Below are 20,001 nucleotides of genomic sequence, written 5' to 3' on the forward strand. Positions count from 1 at the left end.
GACATCGTGGATGACGCCACCGTGCCGATCATCGTTGACCTGTCGGGCGTCTCCTACTGCGATGCCTCCGGGCTGGCCATGCTGGTCGGTGCGCAACGCCGGGCCAGGCTGCGCGGTGTCATCGTCGCCATCTCCGAGCCCAGCCATGAGGTGAGCGAACTGCTGTGCGTCAACGGCCTCGACCATGCCTTCACCATGTATCCCACTCTCACCGCGGCACGCCGCGGCCTGGGACGCTCCAGCGGCCTGGCCATCGCATGACCCCCGCCGACAGCCCCGATCCATGGCCGCCGAGAGCGGAGCGTCCCACGCCCGCGGACCAGGTGCACGGAAGCGCGAACGCCACGACACCGCGCGTCAAGAGCGCCGAGGCGAGAATGTCCGCTGAGGAAGTGCTTCACCGGTGGGGTTACATGGCCGAGACGTCCTCGGGGCGACCGCATGTCGTGCCGGCTGATCCGGCAGCCCCACGTGAGTGCCTGTGCGGTGAGCCTGCGGACCTCGTCGTGGAGACGAACTGGTTCGGCGGACGCCACTCCCGGGATCCGGTATGCGGACGTCACGTCGAGGAGGTCGTACTCGCCATCAGAAAAAAGCAGGCCCGGCGCAACGGAGCGTGAGCCCATTTCTTCTCTGGCCCGACGTTCGACCTGGCGGACCCGACAACGTGGCGATGCTGCGATCAGAGCATGGGCGAGCCGGAGCGCTCCTCGTCCGAGTCACGTCGTGCTCGGCGTTCGGTGAATCGGGTGGCCGCCGTATCCAGCCGGTCCAGGAACTCTGACAGTTCCTGGCGTGCCTTATCTCCGTCGGCGTTCAGGCCTTCCAGTTCGAAGACCCGCCATTGCCGCAGGACGGGAAGTACGACATCGTCGAGGTGGATGCGCAGGTCGTAGATGCCGGCGCGTGCGATGGCGACGGATTTACGCAGGAAGTCGTCGATGGTGTGGCCGGGCATCTGGAAGCTGGTCACAACGTCGGTGACGGCGCGCATTGTCGCGTTCGGGGACATTTCGAACGCCGCAGTGAGCAGGTTGCGGTAGAAGAGCATGTGCAGGTTCTCATCGGCGGCCACGCGAGCCAGCAACCGCTCGCATACGGGGTCTCCCGAGGCCTTGCCGGTGTTGCGGTGAGAGACGCGTGTCGCGAGTTCCTGGAAAGAGACGTAGGCGAGGCCGTGGAGCATCTTGTCGCCGTGGTCGGCCTGGTAGCCGCCCTGCATGTGCCTCATACGTGCCCGTTCGAGCGCGACCGGGTCCACGGCTCGTGTGACGGTCAGGTAGTCGCGGATGACGATTCCGTGCCGGTTCTCCTCGGCCGTCCAGCGGTCCACCCAGGTACCCCATGCGCCGTCACGCCCGAAGATGGTGGAGATCTCGCGATGGTAGCCGGGCAGGTTGTCCTCGGTGAGGAGGTTGACGACCAGCGCTTCCTTCGCGGAAGGCGAGATGGTGGAATCCTCGGGCGACCATGGGTCGCCGTCCAAAGGGCCATCGAAATCGCGGCCGAGACTCCAGGGCACGTACTGGTGCGGGAACCACTCCTTCGCCGTGGCCAGATGGCGGTCGAGCTCGGCTGCGACGACGGGTTCGAGCTCGGTGAGCAGCTCGAACGTCGTCTTCGGCCCGGACGTGTACGGCATTGATCCCCCAAATCGTGGCATGAACGGCGCCTGCGGAGCGGCATCGGTGATCTTCATCCCCTGGAGACCACCCTCCCCATGGCCGGTGTCGCCGTAAACGACGCCGTGCCCGGAGCGCGGCGCCGTACTGCCGCGGCGGGTACGTAGACCCGCCGGCGTCCGCGGTGGAATGACCGGTGCGATGAAAGGCGAGGGGCCGGCGCGAAGTTCCTCGTAGGCGGCCGGCTCGGTGAACGTCTTCAGGAGCCGGCGGCGCGGGCCGCGACTCGCGGGGAGCGGCGGTTCTTGGCACGGCGACGGCCCGGCGCGGAGCCGCCGTTCCGGGGGCCTGCGGTGGCGGGAGAGGGCAAGGTGACGGGGATGCCGGAGGGCGTGCGGGCACCGGTGATGCGGCTGAGTTCGACATCGCCGGACCGCACTCGCGTGGACTGCGGGGTGATGCCGGCGGTGGCCATCATCCGGTCCATTTCGCGGCGCTGGGTGGGCAGGACCAAGGTGACCACGGTGCCGGATTCGCCGGCGCGGGCGGTGCGGCCGCCCCGGTGCAGGTAGTCCTTGTGGTCGCCCGGCGGATCGACGTTGACGACCAGGTCCAGCCCATCGATGTGGATGCCGCGCGCGGCGACGTTGGTGGCGACCAGTACGGTGACGTCTCCGGTGCGGAACTGCTCCAGGGTGCGGTTACGCTGCGGCTGGGACTTGCCTCCGTGCAGTGCGGCGGCGCGTATACCTCCCGTGAGGAGCTTGCGGACCAGCCGGTCGGCGGCGTGCTTCATGTCGACGAACATGATGACGCGGCCATCGCGGGCGGCGATGTGTGCGGTCGTGTCGTGCTTGTCCGCCTCCGTGACCTGTAGCAGGTGGTGTTCCATGGTGGTGACCGCTCCCGCCGACGGGTCGACCGAGTGGGTCACTGGGTCGGTGAGGAAGCGGCGGACCAGACGGTCGACGTTGCGGTCCAGGGTCGCGGAGAACAGCATCCGCTGGCCCTCCGGGGCCACCTGGTCCAGCAGCGCGGTGACCTGCGGCAGGAAACCCATGTCGGCCATTTGATCCGCCTCGTCCAAGACGGTGATGCGTACGTGGTCCAACTTGCAGGCGCCTCGGTTGATCAGATCCGCGAGCCGTCCCGGGGTGGCGACCAGGATCTCCGCGCCGTGTTTGAGAGCGGCGGCCTGTCGCGAGATCGATACGCCGCCGACGACGGTGGCCGATCGAAGGCCGACGGACTTGGCGTAGGGGGCGAGGGCGTCGGTGACCTGCTGGGCCAGTTCTCGGGTGGGGACCAGTACCAAGGCCAGCGGTTTACGCGGCTCAGCGCGTCGGCCGGCGCTTCGAGCGAGCATCGCCAGGCCGAATGCGAGGGTCTTTCCGGATCCTGTACGGCCGCGGCCGAGGACATCGCGGCCGTTGAGCGCGTCCGGCAGGGTCGAGGCCTGGATGGGGAACGGTTCCGTCACGCCCTGCCGGGTCAATGTGGACAGCAGGGCCGCCGGCATTTCCAGCTCGGCGAACGACGCGGCCGGGGGGAGAGGAGGCGTAGAGCTCACAGGGGATGCGAAGTCGCTCTGCCCCCGGGTGGCCGGTTGGCGCGAAGCCCTGGTACGGGAGTGGACGGAGCGACGGTGGGACGGACGGGTGGGATGGGGCATGCGTAAGCCTTCCTGAAGCGGCCCGTTTCGCGGAAGGCTTCGCAGCTCATTGGCTTGAAGCGATCGCAAGAACGAACCGAAGTGAGTGAGCCGCGAAGCAAGCGCCGAAGCCGCAGAGGAACGGCATGAAGACGGCTGATGCCCCTTCGCGGAAGGGCGCTGAAGGCCGGAGTCAGCTGGCCTGCACCAGCCTGCGGCATCCGTGTGGCGGATTTCCGCCAAAGGGCCGCACCCTGGATGACAGCCGTCGTTATCTGGGAACGAAAATTACCAGGCCAACAGGCAGAGCCCGGAACTTCCCGTACGAGCCCTGCGATATACCGCGTGATTATTCAGACAGAAAGAATGTTCTCCGCCTGGAGGCCTTTCTGGCCCTGCGTGATATCGAACTTGACCCTCTGGCCCTCTTGCAGCTCGCGGAAGCCCTGAGCCGCGATGTTGGAGAAGTGGGCGAAGACATCGGCGCCGCCGCTGTCCTGCTCGATGAAACCGAAGCCTTTTTCTGCGTTGAACCACTTTACGGTGCCGGTAGCCATGTCTGTTCCTTCCGGGGGCGTTGACGGAGCCCGCACTCTGCGAGCCTCGCGTCGCTGTAATGACCCCCCCGGATGACTCCGGTGAAACAAAAAGCGCCTGAGGTGAGTACCAGCAGGCGCACATAAAGTCTATGGGAACCACAACTGCAACCGCTTGAGCCTACCACCGGTAGATAGAGCACGCAAGCGAGGTCGCCAGTCCGCCGACGAGGACGGATGTCCGGCATTCCCCTGAAAACGAATGACGCGAAGATCGCGAGCTTTGCGAGCGCAAGGCGCGCACGCTGACGAAGCCTGTGTGGTGGTGACGCCGGGCGATTCACGGGGCTGACCCGTCGCCGTCGGAGCGATCGTCGGCGGGCTGACCGCGCGTAGACCGCCGGCTGCCGGGTCCCTGCCCTGGAGCCGTGTGTCTTGACTTCCTGAACGAGAAAATCTGCTGTGACGGAGGTAGACATTCGTTGTGCAGCTGGGTAGTGTTCCTGGTGTCGCAAGTGAAGAGAACATCGCAGAGGCACGGGAGATGACGAACTGCCCGTGAGATGAAGAGCAGGACGTCAGGTGCGCTGGGGCCGAGTAACGGTAGGTGGCTCCGGGCGGTGACGAGGGCCGTTGGACGCGCTGGGGCGAGGTTCGCAGGTCCCAGAAGGTCGCGGCCGAAGGAAAGGTAAGAGAAAGATCAGAGGAGAAGGGGAGGGTCATACGCCGTCGGATCGCCCGCTACTGGCTGTTTTTCGCCGGGCGGGTACCGCAGTCCCATCCGAACGAGAGGTGGTCTTCGGTCACGCTTACGCGATCCCCGCACTATCTGGCGCTTCAGGCCATTGGTGCGGATACGACAAGCCGGCGTCATCGCCGGTAGATGGTGTTGATTCCTAAACCCTGGGCCCCGGTGCTACGGCACCGGGGCCCTCATGATGTGGAAGGTGCGGATGGATCCAGCCCAGCAGCCCATGTCCGACAAGAAGACCGACAAATTCGATGACGAGGACTACCCCGCCTACACCATGGGCCGTGCCGCGGAGATGATCGGCACGACGCCGGGATTCCTGCGCAGCCTGGACGAGGCGAAACTGATCACGCCGCAACGCTCGGCCGGTGGTCACCGCCGCTACTCCCGCTACCAGCTCCGCCTGGCCGCCCGCGCCCGCGAACTTGTTGATGAGGGCATCGGCTTGGATGCCGCTTGCCGCATCATCATCCTGGAAGACCAACTCCAAGAAGCACAACGGCTCAACGCCGAGATGCGCCAAGACCACTGAGCACCCCGAGTCCGTCACCAGACCGCGACCTCCGATCTTTACGCGCCGAACGGCGCACCGCCTCTGCCCCGGGCTGCGGGGATTCGCAGCCCGGGGCAGGCACCCCGGCCGTGACACAGCGCCTCGACCATCGACGGGTCCACTCGCCCCTGGTTCCCTGCCCCTGCCGCTGGGACGGTGATGGCCCCGTGGGGTGACCCGTATGCGATGAGGGTGTTCAGCCGGGTAAGAGTCGCGCCACCACTCAGGCGCATGATGGCCCGGTGTCTAACCAGGGCGCGGCCGAACTGGCCGTGGCCGGCGTGCGTCGCAGGCGGCCGGCCGACAGCGCGCCGGGCACTCCGCCGTGGGGCTCGCGGCGCGCGGCTGCGCCGACCGGTCGTCCCGGCTGGGCGGCACCATCAGGCCGATCGCGTCTCAGGCTCTGGCCGGGGTGTCCTGCGTGTTCTTTCGGGCGCGGCCGGCCTTGGCCTTGACCGCGTTCTGCATGTACGGGGTGAGCTGGTCAAGGAGCTCCTGGAGTTTTTCGAAGTTCGCGTCCCCCAGGTCGATGGTGTACGTCACGCCGCCGAGCTCGAAGTCTCGCTTGCTCACGTCGTTTCCGTCACGGCCATCGATGTCATCGATCTTGATGGTCTTGGTTGCCAACTACCGGCCTTTCCGTTTGAGGGGTTCGAACCCCGGCAGGTCGTCGTAAGCGCCGCCAGAGGTGGCGGGAGGCACAGGGAAACCTCCCGCACGCGCAACGGGGGTCAACGAATGCGCAGGGCTCAGACTACGGCAGTCTCATGGAACAAGATCATCTAAATCGGCGGCATCGAGCGAGGGCTTGTGGTGAGCTTGGGCGGGTTTGATCGGATAGGAGCCAATCGGGGATGCGGGTGCAAGAGCGCAGACGGTGGCGTGCGGCCGGGTGGGGCGAGATGATGCGAGCGGCGTGGTGGTGGCTCGCCGTGGACGGCCCGAAACGATGGCTTGGGCGCCGCCGTCCCCGGCGGTGAGGACGGGCTCAGGCAGCGTGACCTGCCCGTTGAACGTTGTTCTCGTGCCGTGGTCAACGGGGGTGTGTGCGGCTGCGGGTTCGGATGCGGAAGATGATCAGGCCGCCGAGGGCGAAGGCCGTGGCCCAGGCGAGGCCGAGAGCGAGATGGCCCCACAGGGCGGTATGGGCGAAGGAGCCGCTGACCGCGAACTGCATCGGGCCGAAGGAGGGGAAATACTCAAGGATCGGCTTGTTCGCCAGCGGATTGCCGAGAGGGTTCTGCAGGAAGGTGTCGAACAGGCCGCCCATGATGATCAGGAAGAAGCCTTCCAGATCGCCTTTGACCAGGACACCGAGCAGCAGGCCGAAGGCTCCGTAGGTGAGGGCGATGACGGTGTACCCGCCGAGGACGGCCAGCCAGCCGGCGGGACCGGGCCGCCAGAAGACGAGCATGACCAGCGCCGCGTACGCGGCGACGCCCGCCGCGATGGTCGCGGTCGCGAGGGTCTTGGCGGCGATGAGCGTGCTCTGGCGGTAACCGGCGAAGACCAGCCGCCGGTCGAACCTCAGGGTCTTACGGATCGCGTCGAACACCGTGAACCCGACGATCATGGATAGCGCGTTGAGGCCTGCGGAGATCAAGCTCAGGTGGCCGCCGTCGACCGACAGCATCCGCCCGGTGGCGTACATGCGGAAGTTGAGCGGTTTGTGACCGGCCATGGCGATCATCAGCAGGTACCAGATGGGCACGAACGCGACGAGCAGAATGGCGGCGAGACGATTCCGGGTCTGGTTACGTAGCGAGAACTTGAGCGCGGTGGGGAACGGGCGGTAGGCGGCCGGCGTGCCGCCTGACCGGAGTTCAATGGCGGACATGGTCGTCCTCGGTGGTCTGGCCGGGCTGCCGGAGGTTGGCCGGGCGAGGAGTGAGACGGCCGCTGGTGAGGTCGGCGAGCTGGTCGAAGCGGTCTTGTTCGAAGACCAGGTGAGTGATGATGACGATCGCCTTTCCGCGGGCGCGCAGATCAGAGACGAGGTCCCAGAACCGCAGGTAGGTGTCCCAGTCGAAGCCCTGGTAGGGCTCGTCCAGCAACAGCAGGTCCGGATCGTGCAGCAGTGCCAGGGTGAGGTTCAGCTTCTGCCGGGTGCCGCCTGAGAGGGCTCCGGCGGCCTGGTGGCGGTACTGTGCGTAGCCGAGCCGATCGATCAGCTCGTTGCCGCGGCGCAGGTCGGGCAGGTGGTGGGCGGCGGCGAAGTAGCGCAGGTGCTGGTCGACGGTGAGGTTGTCGCTGACGACGGGGTCCTGGGGGCAGTAGCCGAGAGTGCCCGACACCTCGATCCGGCCACTGTCGGTGGCCAGGGTTCCGGCGAGGGCTTTCAGCAGGGTGGATTTGCCGGCGCCGTTCTCGCCGACGACCGCGACGAGTTGCCCGGGGTCGACGGTCAGATCGGCGCCACGCAGGACCTGATGCCTGCCATAGGACTTGTGCACGTCGCGGGCCCTCAACGCTGGTGGAGACGCTGTGGTCACGGGCGTTCCCCTTCGTGTTCGTTCGAGATCTGTCCGGAATCGGGCGGCGCGAGCAGGCCGGCGCCGTAGATGGTGAGCAGTTCACCCGCCCAGCGGGCCATGCCCTCGCGGGAGAGCGGGTCGACACCGAGCGCATCGGCCAGCCGGTCGCGCAACAGCAGCACGGCCAGGTCGTTGGCCAGCAGGAGGGCCGCCCGCACGGCCGGGTCCCGGCCTGGGGAGGCCAGCCCCGCCTGCGCCAGAGCGGCCAGTGTGGCCTGGCTGACGTCGAACAAACGGCGGAACAGCACCCGGCTCGCTTCGGTGTCGCTCAGTAGCAGGCGGCGCAGGTAGTCAGGGATCGGAGATGCGGGCGGCAGATGTGTAGCCATCAGTTCGGTCAGCGAACCGGTGGCGGCCGGGTCGAACAGTTCGGGGCCCGCCCCCGTGGTCATCTCGCCGAGCATCACCTCGAACGTGGCCAGCACGTGTTGATCGACCGCATCGCGCAGTCCCTCCTTCGAGGTGAAGTGATGGATGACCAGCCCGGGCGACACTCCCGCGGCGGTCGCGATCTGCCGCACCGTCACCGCATCGGGGCCATGCGCGGCGAACAGCCGCAACGCCTCATCACGGATGACTGCCCGCGTGGTCCGGTCATTTGAGATTGAACGCACGTTTATTACTCTAAACAGCCGTTCAATCTTTGTCTAGTGCAATGATTCGGATCGGGTCACCCGTGGGATCGGTGACACGGCCGGGCCCGACGACGGTCAACTAGCGGGGAAGGGCTGCCTTACGCGGGTGGCCGCGCCTCCACTCCCCGCCAAGAAATCATCTCTTTACCTCGATGGAGTCCTAGCTTTGCCACCATCACGCATGTTCTACGCCCGGGCGAGTATCGCGACCTTGGTCGCGGCAGGTGCCGCGTTCGCCGTCCTGGGCTTGGGCACCGCCGGCGCCACCGTCCGGGCCACCGCGCACTCGCCGAAGGGCGACAACGGAACGGTCAAGATCCACCGCTCCACCACTCCGCCGGACGACCCGCGCAATGAGCCGAAGGTCTGCGGCTTCTACCTCGTGGGCTTCCACTTCGACGGCGGCCAGCAGGTCACCTGGCGCATCGTCTCCTGGCCGCCCACCGGGAACCGGACAGAGGTGCTGCACGGGACGCTGCCCCTCGGCCAAGACGGCCACGGCCGCACGAACGACCTCAAGCTTCCCAACGGGCACTACAAGCTGTACTGGACGTTCAACGGTGAGAACGGCCGGGCCAAGCAGAAGGTTTTCTGGGTCAAGTGCGGCAGCACGGGCCACCCCACGCCGTCGCCGACCAGCACCGCGTCCACGCCGACGGCGACCCCGAGCGCGTCGCCGTCAACCCCAACGAGCCCGGCGCCGGTTCCGACTCCGGTCCCGACGGACCTGCCCGTAACGGGCTGAGCCCTGACGCGCCGTTGCCCGGATCCGCGCGCCGGAACCGGGCAACGGCGCGCGATGCGTCCGAAATCAGCGGCCGTCTCCACCATTGATCCGCGGAGCGTGGCCGGTGTCCTCTCGGCTGGTTGGGATAGTCATGGCCGGGGCCGACGGCCGCGCCTGCGCAGTGCTAGGACCCGAAGGCTGCGATTGATGCGGCGACGAATGAGTCGACGTGGTCGTCTGCGACGTTGAAGTCCTTTACGGGCTGGCGTAGTGCTTCGTCGCCGGCGCCGGAGTCGGCCATTTCGGCGACTCGTCTGGCGACGTCGATGGCTCCCTGCTGGTCGTGTGCATTGATTCCAACCTTCTGGATACCTGCCAAAAACGCGTTATCCTGTGTGTACGGCGCGTAGGCTGCGATTGATGCGGCGACGAATGAGTCGACGTGGTCGTCTGCGACGTTGAAGTCCTTTACGGGCTGGCGTAGTGCTTCGTCGCCGGCGCCGGAGTCGGCCATTTCGGCGACTCGTCTGGCGACATCGATGGCTCCCTGCTGGTCATGTGCATTGATTCCGGCCCTTGAAATTGCTGCCAGGAACGAATGATCAGTTCCTGTTTGGGCTGATGCTGTGCCTGCGATGAACATCGCGGCGAGGAGTGATGTAAATGCGGCAAGAATGCACCCTGCTCTAGGGCGGAAATATGCTTCCTTCTCCATGATGGCGACCCCTGTAACTGGATGCTCGGCGCGCCTCTTTGCGGCATGAGTCGGATTCGCCGACATCGCTATGTGGTTCGGACCGCAATCAATCATGATGTTGGCCGGTGGTTGACGGATAGGGTCGAAAGTCCCGATAAACCCGCGGATGGCTGCCAAAAAGGTAAATTTTTCTTGGCTAAGAGTCGAACTTACATTCGACCGCATGGACGTTCTGGATGAGTACTCGTAACGTTCGAGTCGCGCGGGGCACGACAAGGACATGTCGGGAATGTCATTTCGGTGCACCTTCTGGGTACTGCCGTGATCGTGGGCGATGGACGAGTAGCGCTCCGCCTGCCGCCCCGCCGCGGTTGCGCGATCTGGCCGCTGGCTCTCGCGCTGGCGCTGTCATCGATGGCAGCGTGTACGGCGTCCAGTGGCGCCGGTAAGCCACCGGAACGGTTGTCCGCTCAGGGGGCCACCCCTCGATCCGCGAAGGTCCGGCGTGCTGTGGCGCTGGGACGGTCGGTCGGCGGGCGCTTTGTCATCGCCGATGAACTCGGGAATCCGGCCAGCCCCAGAAGAGTGCTGATCGTCGGGTGCATTCACGGAGACGAATCAGCGGGTGTCGCGGTCGCTCATGCTCTGACGGCCGGCCCTGCTCCGGCCAACGCCGATCTGTGGGTGATCCCGGTCATGAACCCGGACGGGATGGCGGCTCAGACGCGGGGCAACGCCCACGGCGTTGATTTCAATCGGAACTTTCCCGCCGAGTGGCAGCCTCTGGGGCCGCCTGGATCAGTTGACTTCGCAGGTGGTGGGCCATTATCGGAACCCGAGTCTCGTTTGGTGGCTGCGTTGATCCGTAGGGTCAGGCCGACTGTGGGGATCTGGTTCCACCAGCCCATGGCCGTGGTCGACACATCGCAGGGACCAAAGGCCATCGAGCGGCGTTTCGCTCGTCAGGTGGGGCTACCCGAGCGCTCACTGACCGTCCATGCGGGGAGCGCCACTCGCTGGGAGAACACGATCGTTGCGAACAGCGCGTTCGTGGTCGAGCTGCCCCCCGGCCCGTTGTCCACAACGAGCGTACGGCGCTATGTCGCGGCCATTCGGACGATCATCGACTCTGGCTAGGTATTCGGTCAGGAGCCGCGCGTCGGCGAATGCGAACATGTCAGGGAAGATTCGTCGCAGCCGGACTCAGGTGGTCAGACCGGCGCTGGTCAGCCAGATGTGTTCGCAGGTCGCGGATGCTCTTTGCAACTCCTCGCGGGACTCCTGCGAGGCGTGGTAGAAGGTTCGCTCGATCATCCAGCACAGGGCGCTCGCCATCGCTGAGGCTTGTTCTGGTTCGGTGCCGGGCTGGATGCCGGCGCGTTCCAGGACGGCGGTGATGGCCGTGATGAACAAGACCGCTGTGTGGCTCCACAGCTCGCCGATCTCCGGCACGGTCAACGACAGGTCGATCGCCGTGCGCATGACCAGGCCGTGCTCGTTCCACAGCTCGACCGTGCGCCGCATGGCTGCTTCGATGGCCTGGCGTGGCTCGTCGGCCTGCGCGGTGGCCCGGGACCGCTCCCACAGGTGCTCGACGGTCCGGGCCACGAGTGCCGTGACCACTTCCTGCTTGGAGCCGAAGTAGAAGTACAGGGCGCCGCGTGTGATGCCGGCGCCCTGGGCGATGTCGCCGACGGTCATGGCCTCGTAGCCCTTCTGCGCCAGCAGGGCCTCGCAGGTGTCGAGGATGGCCCGCTCCCGGGCATCGCCCTTGCGTTCGGTGGTGCGTCGGCTTCGCGTGTGGTGGTGGCCGGGCATCAGAGCTGAGCGCCCTCGGGGAAGTCGGTCGTGCGGGAGAGCGTCTCCCACGCGCGGATGTCCTCGTCCACGGCCGTGCGCGCGGCGGTGACCAGTCGTAGCGCGTCCGAGCCAAGGACGAGGTGGGCCGGCGGCCGGTCGACCGACGTGATGTGCACGATGGCGTCTCCGGCCTTGGCCGGATCGCCCAGCTGGTTCCCGCTCGCCTTCTGCCGCGCTGCACGGATGGGGGTGAACAACGCGTTGTAGTCGTCGATGGTCTGCGGGGCGCGTGTCATGGACCGTCCGGCCCAGTCGGTGCGGAAGGAGCCGGGCTCGATCGCCGTCACGTGGATCCCGAACTGTGCGACCTCCTTGCCCAGTGCCTCGAGGATGCCTTCCAGGGCGAACTTGCTGCCGCAGTAGGCGGACATGCCCGGCACGGCCATGAGCCCGCCCATGGAGGTGACGGCCAGCAGGTGTCCGCGGCGGCGCCGGCGCATGTGGGGCAGCGTCGCCTGCAGGGTGGCCACTGTCCCGAATACGTTGACCTCGAACTGCCGCCGCACCTCGGCCAGCGGGGTCTCCTCAAAGATGCCCTCCAGGCCGTAGCCGGCGTTGGCGATGACGACGTCCAAGGGGCCGACGCTCTGCTCCACCTCCGTGATCACATTCGAGACGGCGTCGTCGTCCGTCACGTCCAGGACGCGGCCGTGCGCGTGCCCGGGTTCGATCCCTTCGAAGGCCCGCAGGTCCTCCTCGGAACGGACCGTGCCGACGACTGTGTGCCCGGCGGCCAGGGCGGCCTGGGCGAAGGCACGGCCGAGGCCCGTGCTGACGCCGGTGATGAGCCAGTTCTGCATCGCTCCTCCAGAGGAGACTCCCGAGGAGCCGGGTTGCTCCCTCACCACAGACTCTACACGACGTCGATTTTTATCATCACTGTGTAGATTTCCGGGCTCGGGCCCTCGCTCGCGACCGCGGATGCAGATCACCTGATCAGCGACCGCCGCCACTCGGTCGCCCCTGTCGCGAGCGAATTTGATCTTGTATAGTGAGCGTTACATACATAAGGATGGTGCTCCTGTGACAAGCACGCTGGATGTCGGGGATCTCGAGCTGGCCTACACCGAGTCCGGAGCGGGCGCTCCCGTCGTATGGCTGCACGGCTCCGGGCCGGGCGCCACGGGGATGAGCAACTTCGGCGCGAACCTCCCGGCCTTCGACGACTTCCGCAACATCGTGGTGGATCTTCCCGGGTGGGGCCGTTCCCCGCGGCCCGCGACGGATGAGCCGCTGATCTTCTACGCGGCCGACCGGGTCGTCCGGGCCATGACGGCGCTCGGGATCGACCGGGCTCATCTGGTCGGCAACTCCTACGGCGGCGCCGTCGCGATGCGCATCGCCATCAGCAACCCCGACATGGTCGACCGGCTCGTCCTCATGGCGCCCGGTGGCGTGCTTCCCACGGACGCACCGCCGTGGCCCGTCGGGTTGGAGCACCTCTTCGGCTACATGGCGGCGGAGAAACCCTCACGGGAAGCGATGAGCCGGTTCGTGCACCTCATGGTGTACGACGAAACCCTGGCCACCGACGCCCTCATCGACGAGCGATACGAGTCGAGCCTGCGGGCGCATCCCGAGCTGCCGGTCCCCCCGAACTTCGGCGACCTGACACCGGACCTGGGTCTCATCGGCGCGCCCACGCTGCTGCTGTGGGGACGCGAGGACCAGACGGTGCCGCTGAGCTGGGCTCCCAAGATCCTCAACGGCATCCCCGATGCCGAACTGCGGGTGCTGCCGAACTGCCGCCACTGGGTGCAGTACGAGCGCGAGCCCGAGTTCAACCACATCGTTCGTGAGTTCCTGACGCGCGCCGCCGCGGGTGTCACGCCGAAGGAGTGAGACCGTCATGGGCATTCGCAAACTGGGGTACGTCGGCCTCGACGTCACCGACGTCGACGCCTGGGCCGACCTGCTCGGCCGCACTCTGGGAGTCGGCGTCACGACCGAGGAGGCCGGCGGCGAGAAGGTGGCCCTCGCCGAGCTGGACGAGTTCAAGTACCGGCTCGCGCTGCATCCCGCCGCCGAGGACAGGCCGAAGCAGGTGGGGTGGATCGTCGACTCACCACGCGAACTCGACAGGCTCACCGGCCGGTTGACAGACGCCGGTTACGCGGTCGCGGAAGGGGCGGCGACCGAGGCGGGGCTGCGCGGCGCCACGCGATTCCGGTGGTTCACCGATCCGGTCGGATACCGCGTGGAGCTCGTACTCGGCGAGACGAAGGTCCGCACGCGCGCCGCGCGCCCGGCGGGCACGGGCCGCGGCGTCATCGGTCTCGGTCACTTCGTCCTCGCCGCCCCGAAGCTCGCCGAGCTTCGCGACCTCTACGAATCGGTGCTCGAGTTCAGGCTGACCGACTACCGCGCGCCGGGCCTCTACTTCTTCCGTTGCAACTCCACCCACCACAGCATCGCGCTGGCGCACGCGGAATCGGCCTCGATCCATCACCTCGAGCTCGAACACGGCTGCCTCGACGACGTCGGGCGCGCCTATGACCGCGCTCAGAACAACGGAGTGCCGATCTCGATCAGCCTGGGCCGGCACATGAACGACAAGGCCGTCTCCTTCTACGTCAAGAACCCCAGCGGGTTCCACCTCGAGATCGGCTGGGGCGGCATCGAGGTCGGTGACGACTGGATTCCGCATGATTTCGGGGTCTCCGACGTCTGGGGGCACCACCACGCCGATGCCAACCCCTTCGCTTCGCCGGCCTCGTGATGGACACGCCGATGGTCTCCGACCTGTCGGGCAGGCGCGCCGTGGTGACCGGCGCCGCGAGCGGCATCGGTGCGGCGGTGGCGGGCCGGCTCGCCGCTCTGGGCGCCCACGTGGTGGTGTGCGACGTCGACGCGGACGGTGCGGCACGCACGGCATCCGGGCCAGCGCGTGCAAATCCGCTTACGTCAGCGCGAAACACGGCCTCGAAGGGCTCTCGAAAGTCATCGCGCTCGAGGGCGCGGCCCACGGTGTCACGAGCAACTGCGTGTGCCCCGGCTATGTCCGCACCCCCTTGGTCGAAAGGCAGCTCGCGGACCAAGCAGAGGTCCACGGCCTCGGCATCGACGAGGTGGTCTCGGAGGTCCTGCTGGCGCGGTCGGCGGTGAAACGGCTCATCGAGCCCGACGAAGTCGCCGGCGCGGTCGCGTACCTGTGCTCACCGGAGGCCGCCTCCGTCACCGGCATCCGGCTGGTGCTCGACGGCGGATGGTCCGCCTCCTGACCGGCGTACCGAGGCCGGTGAGAGCCCCGGCCCATTCATAGAGCAGGCGTACCTATAGCCCCTGAGCGGAGGAGGTCGTGGTGACCGCACCCCTGATCGACGTGGACCGCACGGCGGTTCTCGTCATCGACATGCAGAACGATTTCATGGAGGAAGGCGCGCCTCTGGAGTTCCCCGAGGGCCGCCGCGTCGTACCGAACATCCAGAAGGTCCTCCACGCGGTACGCGAACGCGGGATGCCCGTGCTCTACGCCGCTCACGTCCACCGGCGTGGCGGCGCCGACATGGGAATCCATCGCGACCTCTATCCGCCCGTCGCGGCCGGAGAGGCGCTGGTCGACGGCGAGCGGGGAGGGGAGATCCATCGTGACCTGGCGCCCCGACCGGGTGAGCCGGTGATCAAGAAGCACCGCTACAACGCCTTCTACGCCACCGATCTGGAGCTGGTGCTGCGCGGGCTCGACGTCGAGACGGTGGTCCTCGCCGGGATGACGACCGAGTGCTGTGTGCTGGGGACGGCGCGCGGTGCGCTGGAGCGCGGGTTCCGGTCCGTGGTGCTCGCGGACGCGTGCGCCTCGTGCGACTATCCCGATCTGGGGTTCGGCACCATGTCCGCCGCCGACATGCATCAGGCGGCGCTGCGGGTGATGACCCTGACGTCGTCGGAGGTCGTCGGCACCGACGAGTACCTGTCGCGGCTGCCGTGACGGGGCAGGAGACGGCGGGCGGCACCGGCCTCGTCCTGCTCCACGGTGGCGGGCCGGGGGTCGACGCCGCGAGCAACTGGGCGACGGTGTGGCCCAGGCTCACGTCCCGGTTCACGTGCCTGGCCCCCGACCTGCTCGGCTTCGGCGCGCGGATCGTGGGCTCAGAGCGCCCGCGCGGCCCGCGTGGCTGGGCGCGAGCCCGCGCCCAGCAGGTGCTGGAGCTGCTCGACCGGTCCGGCATGGCCCGTGTCCACCTCGTCGGCAATTCGGCCGCGGGCGGCGCGGCGGCCCTGGCCCTCATGGCCGAGGCGCCGGAGCGGGTCGGGCGTGCCGTTCTCATGGGCGGCGCGGGCACCGGACCGCTGCCGGCCGCCGTCCCGTTCTACGACCGGCCCACGAGGGATTCCATGCGGGCCACGCTCGCCCGGCTGGTCGCGGACGAGAGCGCGCACCGCGAGCTGCTCGACGAACTCGCGGACCTGCGGGTACGTCAGGCGCTGCGTCCCGGCGCGGAGGCGGACTTCCGGGCGATGTTCGCCGATGTCGCCGACGGGCCGCCACCTGTCGACCTCGCGAGCATCGGCTGCCCGGTCCTGGCCCTGCACGGGGAACACGACCACGTCGCGCCGGTCGAGGTCTCCGCGCGGCTCGCCGACGCGCTGCCGTACGGGCGCCTCGAGGTCGTGGCGGGCGCCGGGCACTGGATCCACGTCGACCGGCCGGAAGAGTTCTGTGACCTGGTGGAAGACTTCGTGAACACATGAAACGACCAGCAAGCGGACGCGTCGGTGTCCTCATCGTGGGGGCCGGGCCCACCGGCCTGACCCTTGCCATCGACCTCGCCCGGCGAGGCGTCGTGTGCCATGTCGTGGAGGCGACGGAGCGGCGCGCCGTCAACCCACGGTGCAACACCACCTCAGCCCGCTCGATGGAGATCTTCCGACGGCTCGGGCTCTCCGGCGACATCCGGCGCTCCGGCCTGCCGGCGGACTACCCGACATCGATCCAGTACCGCACGAGCCTGCGCGGCGAGGAGATCTTCCGCATCGACCTGCCTTCCGCCGGGGAGGTGCTGGCGAGTGCGGGCAAGGACCGCTGGCCCACGCCGGAACCGCAGCACCGGATCTCGCAACTGTTCCTCGAACCCGTCCTGGAGCGGCACGCGAAGAGCCTTCCCGGGCTGACCCTCGAACGCGGTGCCCGGCTGACCGGGCTACGGCAGGACGAGGACCAGGTCGAGGCGGTGGTGGAGTCCGCCGCCGGGACCCGGGTCCTGCACTGCGACTACGTCGTCGGCTGCGACGGCGCCCACAGCGCCGTCCGGCGGCACCTCGGGATCCGCTACCAGGGCGTCGACGCCATCCGGGAGTTCGTGTCGACGTTCGTCCGGTCACCGGAGCTGGGCCGTCTCGCGGCCCGGGACCGGGCGTGGACCTACTGGACCTACGGACGCCGGCCCGCGTCCATCATCGCGATCGACGGGCGCGACCTGTGGCTCAACCACGTCGCCTTCGATCCCGGCCACGACACGGAGGGCGAGGACCCCGAACGGCTTCTCCGGGAGGCGGTCGGCGGCCCCGTCGAGCACGAGGTGCTCAGCGTCGTGCGCTGGACCGGCCGCCGGCTCGTGGCCGAGCGGTACCACGAGGGAAGGGTGTTCCTGGCCGGGGACGCCGCGCACATCTGGATCCCCGTCGGCGGATTCGGCATGAACGCCGGCATCCAGGACGCGGCGACGCTGGCCTGGATGCTGGCCGCCGTCCACCACGGGTGGGCGCCCGCGGACCTGCTCACCGCCTACGAGCTGGAGCGCAAGCCGGTCGGCGAGCAGTTCGCCCGCGCGGTGGGCAGGGCCGCTCGCGCCTCACTCGCGGACGTCTCACCCGACATCCACCTGCCCGGTGCGGATGGCGCGCGCGCCCGTGCCGAACTCGCGCGACGGCTGGCGGCCACGGAACCGCAGCGGTACTCACCCGACGGTTTCAGTTTCGGATACCACTATGCCGGTTCCCCGCTCGTGATCGGCGGCGCGGATCAGGTCGCCATCGACATGGGCGGCTACGAGCAACGGGCCCAGGCGGGTTTCCGGCTGCCCCATGTCTGGCTGGATGACACCCGGTCGGTACTCGACGTGCTGGGGACGGACTTCACGCTCCTGCGAACCGACACCGGCATCGAGGTGACCGCCTGGACCGGCGCCGCGGGTGAGCTGGGCATCCCGCTGACGGTGGTCGACCTGCCCGGGCTGCCGCCCGATCGTTACCCCGGCCCGCTCCTGCTCGTACGCCCCGACCAGCACGTCGCCTGGATCGGTGGCGCGGACGCCCGCCCCGGCGAGCTGCTGCGGACGGCCACCGGGCGCTTCGTTTCCCAGCAGCGGTGACACATCGTGAGGAGAAAGCACATGCCATACGCACTGGGCATCGACGTCGGCGGTACCTTCACCGACGCCGTCGCCTCCGACGGCGCCGGCCGGATCGTGTCGGCCAAGACCCCGACGACCCCGTCACACCGCGAGATCGGCGTCCTCAACGCGATCGAGGAACTCGCGGGCGAACTGGGGATCGGCGTCGAGGAACTGCTCACGCAGACCGACTACATCGCGCACGGCACCACGGCGTCGATCAACGCCCTCGTCCAGGGAACGGTCGCCGACGTGGGGCTCATCGCCACCAAGGGACACCGGGACTCGATCTACATCATGAACGCCGAGGGCCGAACCCTCGGCAGGTCGGCGCACGAGATCCAGGACACCCTGCGCCGGCGCAAACCGGCCGCCCTGATCCCGAAATACCGCGCCCTCGAGGTCACCGAGCGGATCGACTACGCCGGCCGGGTCCTCGTACCCCTCGACGAGGACGAGGTCCGCGAGGTCGCGCGGTCCCTCGTCGACCAGGGAGTCGAGGCGATCGCGGTCTGCCTGCTGTGGTCGTTCAAGAACGACGCCCACGAACGGCGGGTCCGGGAGCTGATCCACGAGATCGCCCCGGAGCTGTACGTGACGCTCTCCTCGGAGGTCAGCCCGCGGATCCGGGAGTTCGCGCGCACCTCCACCACCATCATGAACGCCCAGGTTGGCCCGCGGCTGCGCAGCTACCTGACCCCCCTCCAGCGGCGGCTGGAGGACGGGGGCCTCAAGGGGCCTCTCCTGGTCATGCAGAGCGAGGGCGGGACCATCACGGCCGAGCGCGCGCCGGAGCACGCCATCACCACCGTCGGCTCCGTGCTCTCGGGCGGCGTCATCGGCGGAATGCGCCTGGCCGAGCAGCTCGGGCACCGCAACGTCATCACCACCGACGTCGGCGGCACGACGTTCCTCGCCGGACTGATCGTCGACGGAGAACCGGTCATGGCGCCGGGCTCCATCGTGAACCAGTTCCCGATCAACGCGGCGACCATACGGGTGCACACCATCGGCTCCGGCGGCGGTGCGCTCGCGTCGGTGGACACCGGCGGGAACCTGCGGCTGGGCCCGCAGAGCGCCGAGGCCGTTCCCGGCCCGGCCTGCTACGGGAACGGCGGCACCCGGCCCACCAACACCGACGCCAATCTGGTCCTCGGGATCCTGAGCGAGCGCGGACTGCTCGGCGGCCGGAAGCCGTTGCGGATGGACCTCGCGCGCCAGGCCATCGAGGAGCACGTGGCCACGCCGCTCGGGCTGACGGTCGAAGAAGCGGCCATCGCCATCCACGAGGTGCAGAACGCGCAGGCGGGAGACCTCCTCCGACGGGCCGTGGTGCAGGCCGGCCACGACCCCCGTGACTTCGTCGCCTACGCCTTCGGCGGGGCCGGTCCCGCCCACTGCGCCGGCTACTGCCGTGACCTGGGGGTGAGCGAGGTGGTCGTGCCTCTCGGCCCCGTCGCCTCCGCCTTCTCCGCGTACGGGCTCGCGGCCTCGGACGTCGCCCTGAGCACCGAGCTGTCCGATCCGTCGGTCTTCCCGATCGACCACCGGGCGCTCGAGTCGCACTACACCCGGCTCGAAGCCGATCTGCAGCGCGCGCTCGACCGCCAGAAGGTGAAGTTCCACGACGTCACGCTGCACCGCGAGATCGACCTGCGCTACTCGATGCAGGTCAACGAGCTCGCGGTCGCCATTCCCGACACGGAGTTCACCGAGCGCACCGGCGAGGAGATCCTCGAACGCTTCGAGGAACAGTACGAGCGCATCAACGGATCCGGGGCCGGCTACCGCGAGGCCGGCGTGCAGGCGATCACTTATCGCGTACGGGCCAAGGCCACGCTGGGCTTTCCCGTCGTGCTGCCGGACATCGAGCAGGCCGACGGAACCGACGCGTCCGAGGCGCTGGTCGAAGAACGCCCCGTCTGCCTGGACTCGCAGACCGGCTTCGTGCCCACTCCGGTCTACGACTACGCACGACTGCGCGCGGGTCACGAGCTGGTGGGACCGGCCGTCGTCGAGGTGCCGACCACTGTCGTGGTGGTCCCCGCCGGAGTCACGGGCCGCGTCGACCGTCTCGGCAACCTCGTACTGAGCTACCAGTGA

General features: G+C 68.0%; 20 protein-coding genes and 2 pseudogenes. 12 read left to right on the forward strand and 10 right to left on the reverse strand.

The genetic code is table 11. The features are described from left to right. Positions 1 to 261 (forward strand): STAS domain-containing protein (locus ABEA10_RS36220; protein ID WP_345471799.1); only part of this gene is annotated, 261 nt, incomplete at its 5' end. Between the two features lie 421 nt (positions 262 to 682). On the opposite strand, the gene ABEA10_RS36225 is transcribed toward ABEA10_RS36220, so the two are convergent. The 3 genes from ABEA10_RS36225 to ABEA10_RS36235 form a co-directional block, all read right to left on the reverse strand. After that, entirely contained in the window at positions 683 to 1,699 is a 1,017-nt protein-coding gene (locus ABEA10_RS36225) for an acyl-ACP desaturase (RefSeq protein WP_345471802.1), read from the reverse strand. A 182-nt stretch (positions 1,700 to 1,881) separates the two neighbouring features. Continuing rightward, a complete protein-coding gene (locus ABEA10_RS36230; RefSeq protein ID WP_345471804.1) occupies positions 1,882 to 3,294 on the reverse strand; it encodes a DEAD/DEAH box helicase in 1,413 nt (470 codons plus the stop codon). Between the two features lie 332 nt (positions 3,295 to 3,626). After that, positions 3,627 to 3,830 (reverse strand): cold-shock protein, encoded by a 204-nt coding sequence (locus tag ABEA10_RS36235; protein ID WP_329252751.1) that lies wholly within the window; start codon positions 3,828 to 3,830, stop codon positions 3,627 to 3,629. Between the two features lie 932 nt (positions 3,831 to 4,762). Here ABEA10_RS36235 and ABEA10_RS36240 point away from each other — a divergent pair. After that, positions 4,763 to 5,092, forward strand: a complete 330-nt coding sequence (locus ABEA10_RS36240) for a MerR family transcriptional regulator (protein WP_425551009.1) — start codon at positions 4,763 to 4,765, stop codon at positions 5,090 to 5,092. Positions 5,093 to 5,509: 417 nt separating this feature from the next. On the opposite strand, the gene ABEA10_RS36245 is transcribed toward ABEA10_RS36240, so the two are convergent. The 4 genes from ABEA10_RS36245 to ABEA10_RS36260 form a co-directional block, all read right to left on the reverse strand. Further along, positions 5,510 to 5,740: an Lsr2 dimerization domain-containing protein gene (locus tag ABEA10_RS36245; protein WP_345471810.1), complete on the reverse strand. Its 231-nt coding sequence runs from the start codon at positions 5,738 to 5,740 to the stop codon at positions 5,510 to 5,512. 406 nt (positions 5,741 to 6,146) lie between these two features. Next, positions 6,147 to 6,950 carry a hypothetical protein gene (locus ABEA10_RS36250; RefSeq protein WP_345471812.1) on the reverse strand — a complete coding sequence of 268 codons (804 nt, stop codon included), beginning with the start codon at positions 6,948 to 6,950 and terminating at the stop codon, positions 6,147 to 6,149. Then, entirely contained in the window at positions 6,937 to 7,605 is a 669-nt protein-coding gene (locus ABEA10_RS36255) for an ATP-binding cassette domain-containing protein (protein WP_345471814.1), read from the reverse strand. The genes ABEA10_RS36250 and ABEA10_RS36255 overlap by 14 nt, the downstream gene beginning before the upstream one ends. Then, a complete protein-coding gene (locus ABEA10_RS36260; RefSeq protein WP_345471816.1) occupies positions 7,602 to 8,261 on the reverse strand; it encodes a TetR/AcrR family transcriptional regulator in 660 nt (219 codons plus the stop codon). The genes ABEA10_RS36255 and ABEA10_RS36260 overlap by 4 nt, the downstream gene beginning before the upstream one ends. Positions 8,262 to 8,448: 187 nt before the next feature. Between ABEA10_RS36260 and ABEA10_RS36265 the strand changes: the two genes are divergently transcribed. Further along, positions 8,449 to 9,027, forward strand: a complete 579-nt coding sequence (locus ABEA10_RS36265) for a hypothetical protein (RefSeq protein ID WP_345471818.1) — start codon at positions 8,449 to 8,451, stop codon at positions 9,025 to 9,027. 166 nt (positions 9,028 to 9,193) lie between these two features. Here ABEA10_RS36265 and ABEA10_RS36270 read toward each other — a convergent pair whose 3' ends face one another. Continuing rightward, positions 9,194 to 9,724, reverse strand: coding sequence for a DUF732 domain-containing protein (locus ABEA10_RS36270; protein ID WP_345471820.1), 531 nt, complete (start codon positions 9,722 to 9,724; stop codon positions 9,194 to 9,196). A gap of 492 nt (positions 9,725 to 10,216) precedes the next feature. Between ABEA10_RS36270 and ABEA10_RS36275 the strand changes: the two genes are divergently transcribed. Then, positions 10,217 to 10,843, forward strand: a complete 627-nt coding sequence (locus tag ABEA10_RS36275; RefSeq protein ID WP_345471822.1) for a M14 family zinc carboxypeptidase — start codon at positions 10,217 to 10,219, stop codon at positions 10,841 to 10,843. 66 nt (positions 10,844 to 10,909) lie between these two features. Here ABEA10_RS36275 and ABEA10_RS36280 read toward each other — a convergent pair whose 3' ends face one another. Both ABEA10_RS36280 and ABEA10_RS36285 read right to left on the reverse strand, forming a co-directional pair. Continuing rightward, a complete protein-coding gene (locus tag ABEA10_RS36280; protein ID WP_345471824.1) occupies positions 10,910 to 11,524 on the reverse strand; it encodes a TetR/AcrR family transcriptional regulator in 615 nt (204 codons plus the stop codon). After that, positions 11,524 to 12,366, reverse strand: coding sequence for an oxidoreductase (locus ABEA10_RS36285; protein ID WP_345471826.1), 843 nt, complete (start codon positions 12,364 to 12,366; stop codon positions 11,524 to 11,526). Before ABEA10_RS36285 ends, ABEA10_RS36280 begins: the two co-directional genes overlap by 1 nt. A 223-nt stretch (positions 12,367 to 12,589) precedes the next feature. Here ABEA10_RS36285 and ABEA10_RS36290 point away from each other — a divergent pair, with 223 nt between their 5' ends. From ABEA10_RS36290 to ABEA10_RS36320, 8 genes and pseudogenes are all read left to right on the forward strand, one after another. After that, positions 12,590 to 13,408, forward strand: coding sequence for an alpha/beta fold hydrolase (locus ABEA10_RS36290; protein WP_345471828.1), 819 nt, complete (start codon positions 12,590 to 12,592; stop codon positions 13,406 to 13,408). A 7-nt stretch (positions 13,409 to 13,415) separates the two neighbouring features. After that, on the forward strand, positions 13,416 to 14,285 hold the full coding sequence (locus tag ABEA10_RS36295; RefSeq protein WP_345471830.1) for a VOC family protein: 870 nt from the start codon (positions 13,416 to 13,418) through the stop codon (positions 14,283 to 14,285). An 11-nt stretch (positions 14,286 to 14,296) separates the two neighbouring features. Next, positions 14,297 to 14,382 (forward strand): annotated as a pseudogene (locus ABEA10_RS51380) (3-hydroxybutyrate dehydrogenase); the annotation flags it as partial. Positions 14,383 to 14,433: 51 nt separating this feature from the next. Continuing rightward, a pseudogene (locus tag ABEA10_RS36300) lies at positions 14,434 to 14,787 on the forward strand (SDR family oxidoreductase); the annotation flags it as partial. A gap of 80 nt (positions 14,788 to 14,867) precedes the next feature. Continuing rightward, complete coding sequence (locus ABEA10_RS36305; protein ID WP_345471833.1) at positions 14,868 to 15,494, forward strand: cysteine hydrolase family protein; 627 nt, start codon at positions 14,868 to 14,870, stop codon at positions 15,492 to 15,494. Further along, positions 15,491 to 16,258: an alpha/beta fold hydrolase gene (locus tag ABEA10_RS36310; protein ID WP_345471835.1), complete on the forward strand. Its 768-nt coding sequence runs from the start codon at positions 15,491 to 15,493 to the stop codon at positions 16,256 to 16,258. The genes ABEA10_RS36305 and ABEA10_RS36310 overlap by 4 nt, the downstream gene beginning before the upstream one ends. Next, positions 16,255 to 17,877, forward strand: a complete 1,623-nt coding sequence (locus ABEA10_RS36315) for an FAD-dependent monooxygenase (protein WP_345471837.1) — start codon at positions 16,255 to 16,257, stop codon at positions 17,875 to 17,877. The genes ABEA10_RS36310 and ABEA10_RS36315 overlap by 4 nt, the downstream gene beginning before the upstream one ends. 21 nt (positions 17,878 to 17,898) lie before the next feature. Continuing rightward, positions 17,899 to 20,001 (forward strand): hydantoinase/oxoprolinase family protein, encoded by a 2,103-nt coding sequence (locus ABEA10_RS36320; protein WP_345471839.1) that lies wholly within the window; start codon positions 17,899 to 17,901, stop codon positions 19,999 to 20,001.

Origin of the sequence: Actinoallomurus oryzae (genome assembly GCF_039541955.1) — a bacterium.
GTDB classification, from domain to species: Bacteria; Actinomycetota; Actinomycetes; order Streptosporangiales; family Streptosporangiaceae; genus Actinoallomurus; species Actinoallomurus oryzae.

Excerpts from the sequence above, each read along its gene's own strand:
- ABEA10_RS36225 (WP_345471802.1), bottom strand. The coding sequence starts at position 1,699 with ATGAAGATCACCGATGCCGCTCCGCAGGCGCCGTTCATGCCACGATTT.
- ABEA10_RS36240 (WP_425551009.1), top strand. The coding sequence starts at position 4,763 with ATGGATCCAGCCCAGCAGCCCATGTCCGACAAGAAGACCGACAAATTC.
- ABEA10_RS36315 (WP_345471837.1), top strand. The coding sequence starts at position 16,255 with ATGAAACGACCAGCAAGCGGACGCGTCGGTGTCCTCATCGTGGGGGCC.
- ABEA10_RS36235 (WP_329252751.1), bottom strand. The coding sequence starts at position 3,830 with ATGGCTACCGGCACCGTAAAGTGGTTCAACGCAGAAAAAGGCTTCGGT.
- ABEA10_RS36320 (WP_345471839.1), top strand. The coding sequence starts at position 17,899 with ATGCCATACGCACTGGGCATCGACGTCGGCGGTACCTTCACCGACGCC.
- ABEA10_RS36250 (WP_345471812.1), bottom strand. The coding sequence starts at position 6,950 with ATGTCCGCCATTGAACTCCGGTCAGGCGGCACGCCGGCCGCCTACCGC.
- ABEA10_RS36270 (WP_345471820.1), bottom strand. The coding sequence starts at position 9,724 with ATGGAGAAGGAAGCATATTTCCGCCCTAGAGCAGGGTGCATTCTTGCC.
- ABEA10_RS36230 (WP_345471804.1), bottom strand. The coding sequence starts at position 3,294 with ATGCCCCATCCCACCCGTCCGTCCCACCGTCGCTCCGTCCACTCCCGT.
- ABEA10_RS36295 (WP_345471830.1), top strand. The coding sequence starts at position 13,416 with ATGGGCATTCGCAAACTGGGGTACGTCGGCCTCGACGTCACCGACGTC.
- ABEA10_RS36285 (WP_345471826.1), bottom strand. The coding sequence starts at position 12,366 with ATGCAGAACTGGCTCATCACCGGCGTCAGCACGGGCCTCGGCCGTGCC.
- ABEA10_RS36280 (WP_345471824.1), bottom strand. The coding sequence starts at position 11,524 with ATGCCCGGCCACCACCACACGCGAAGCCGACGCACCACCGAACGCAAG.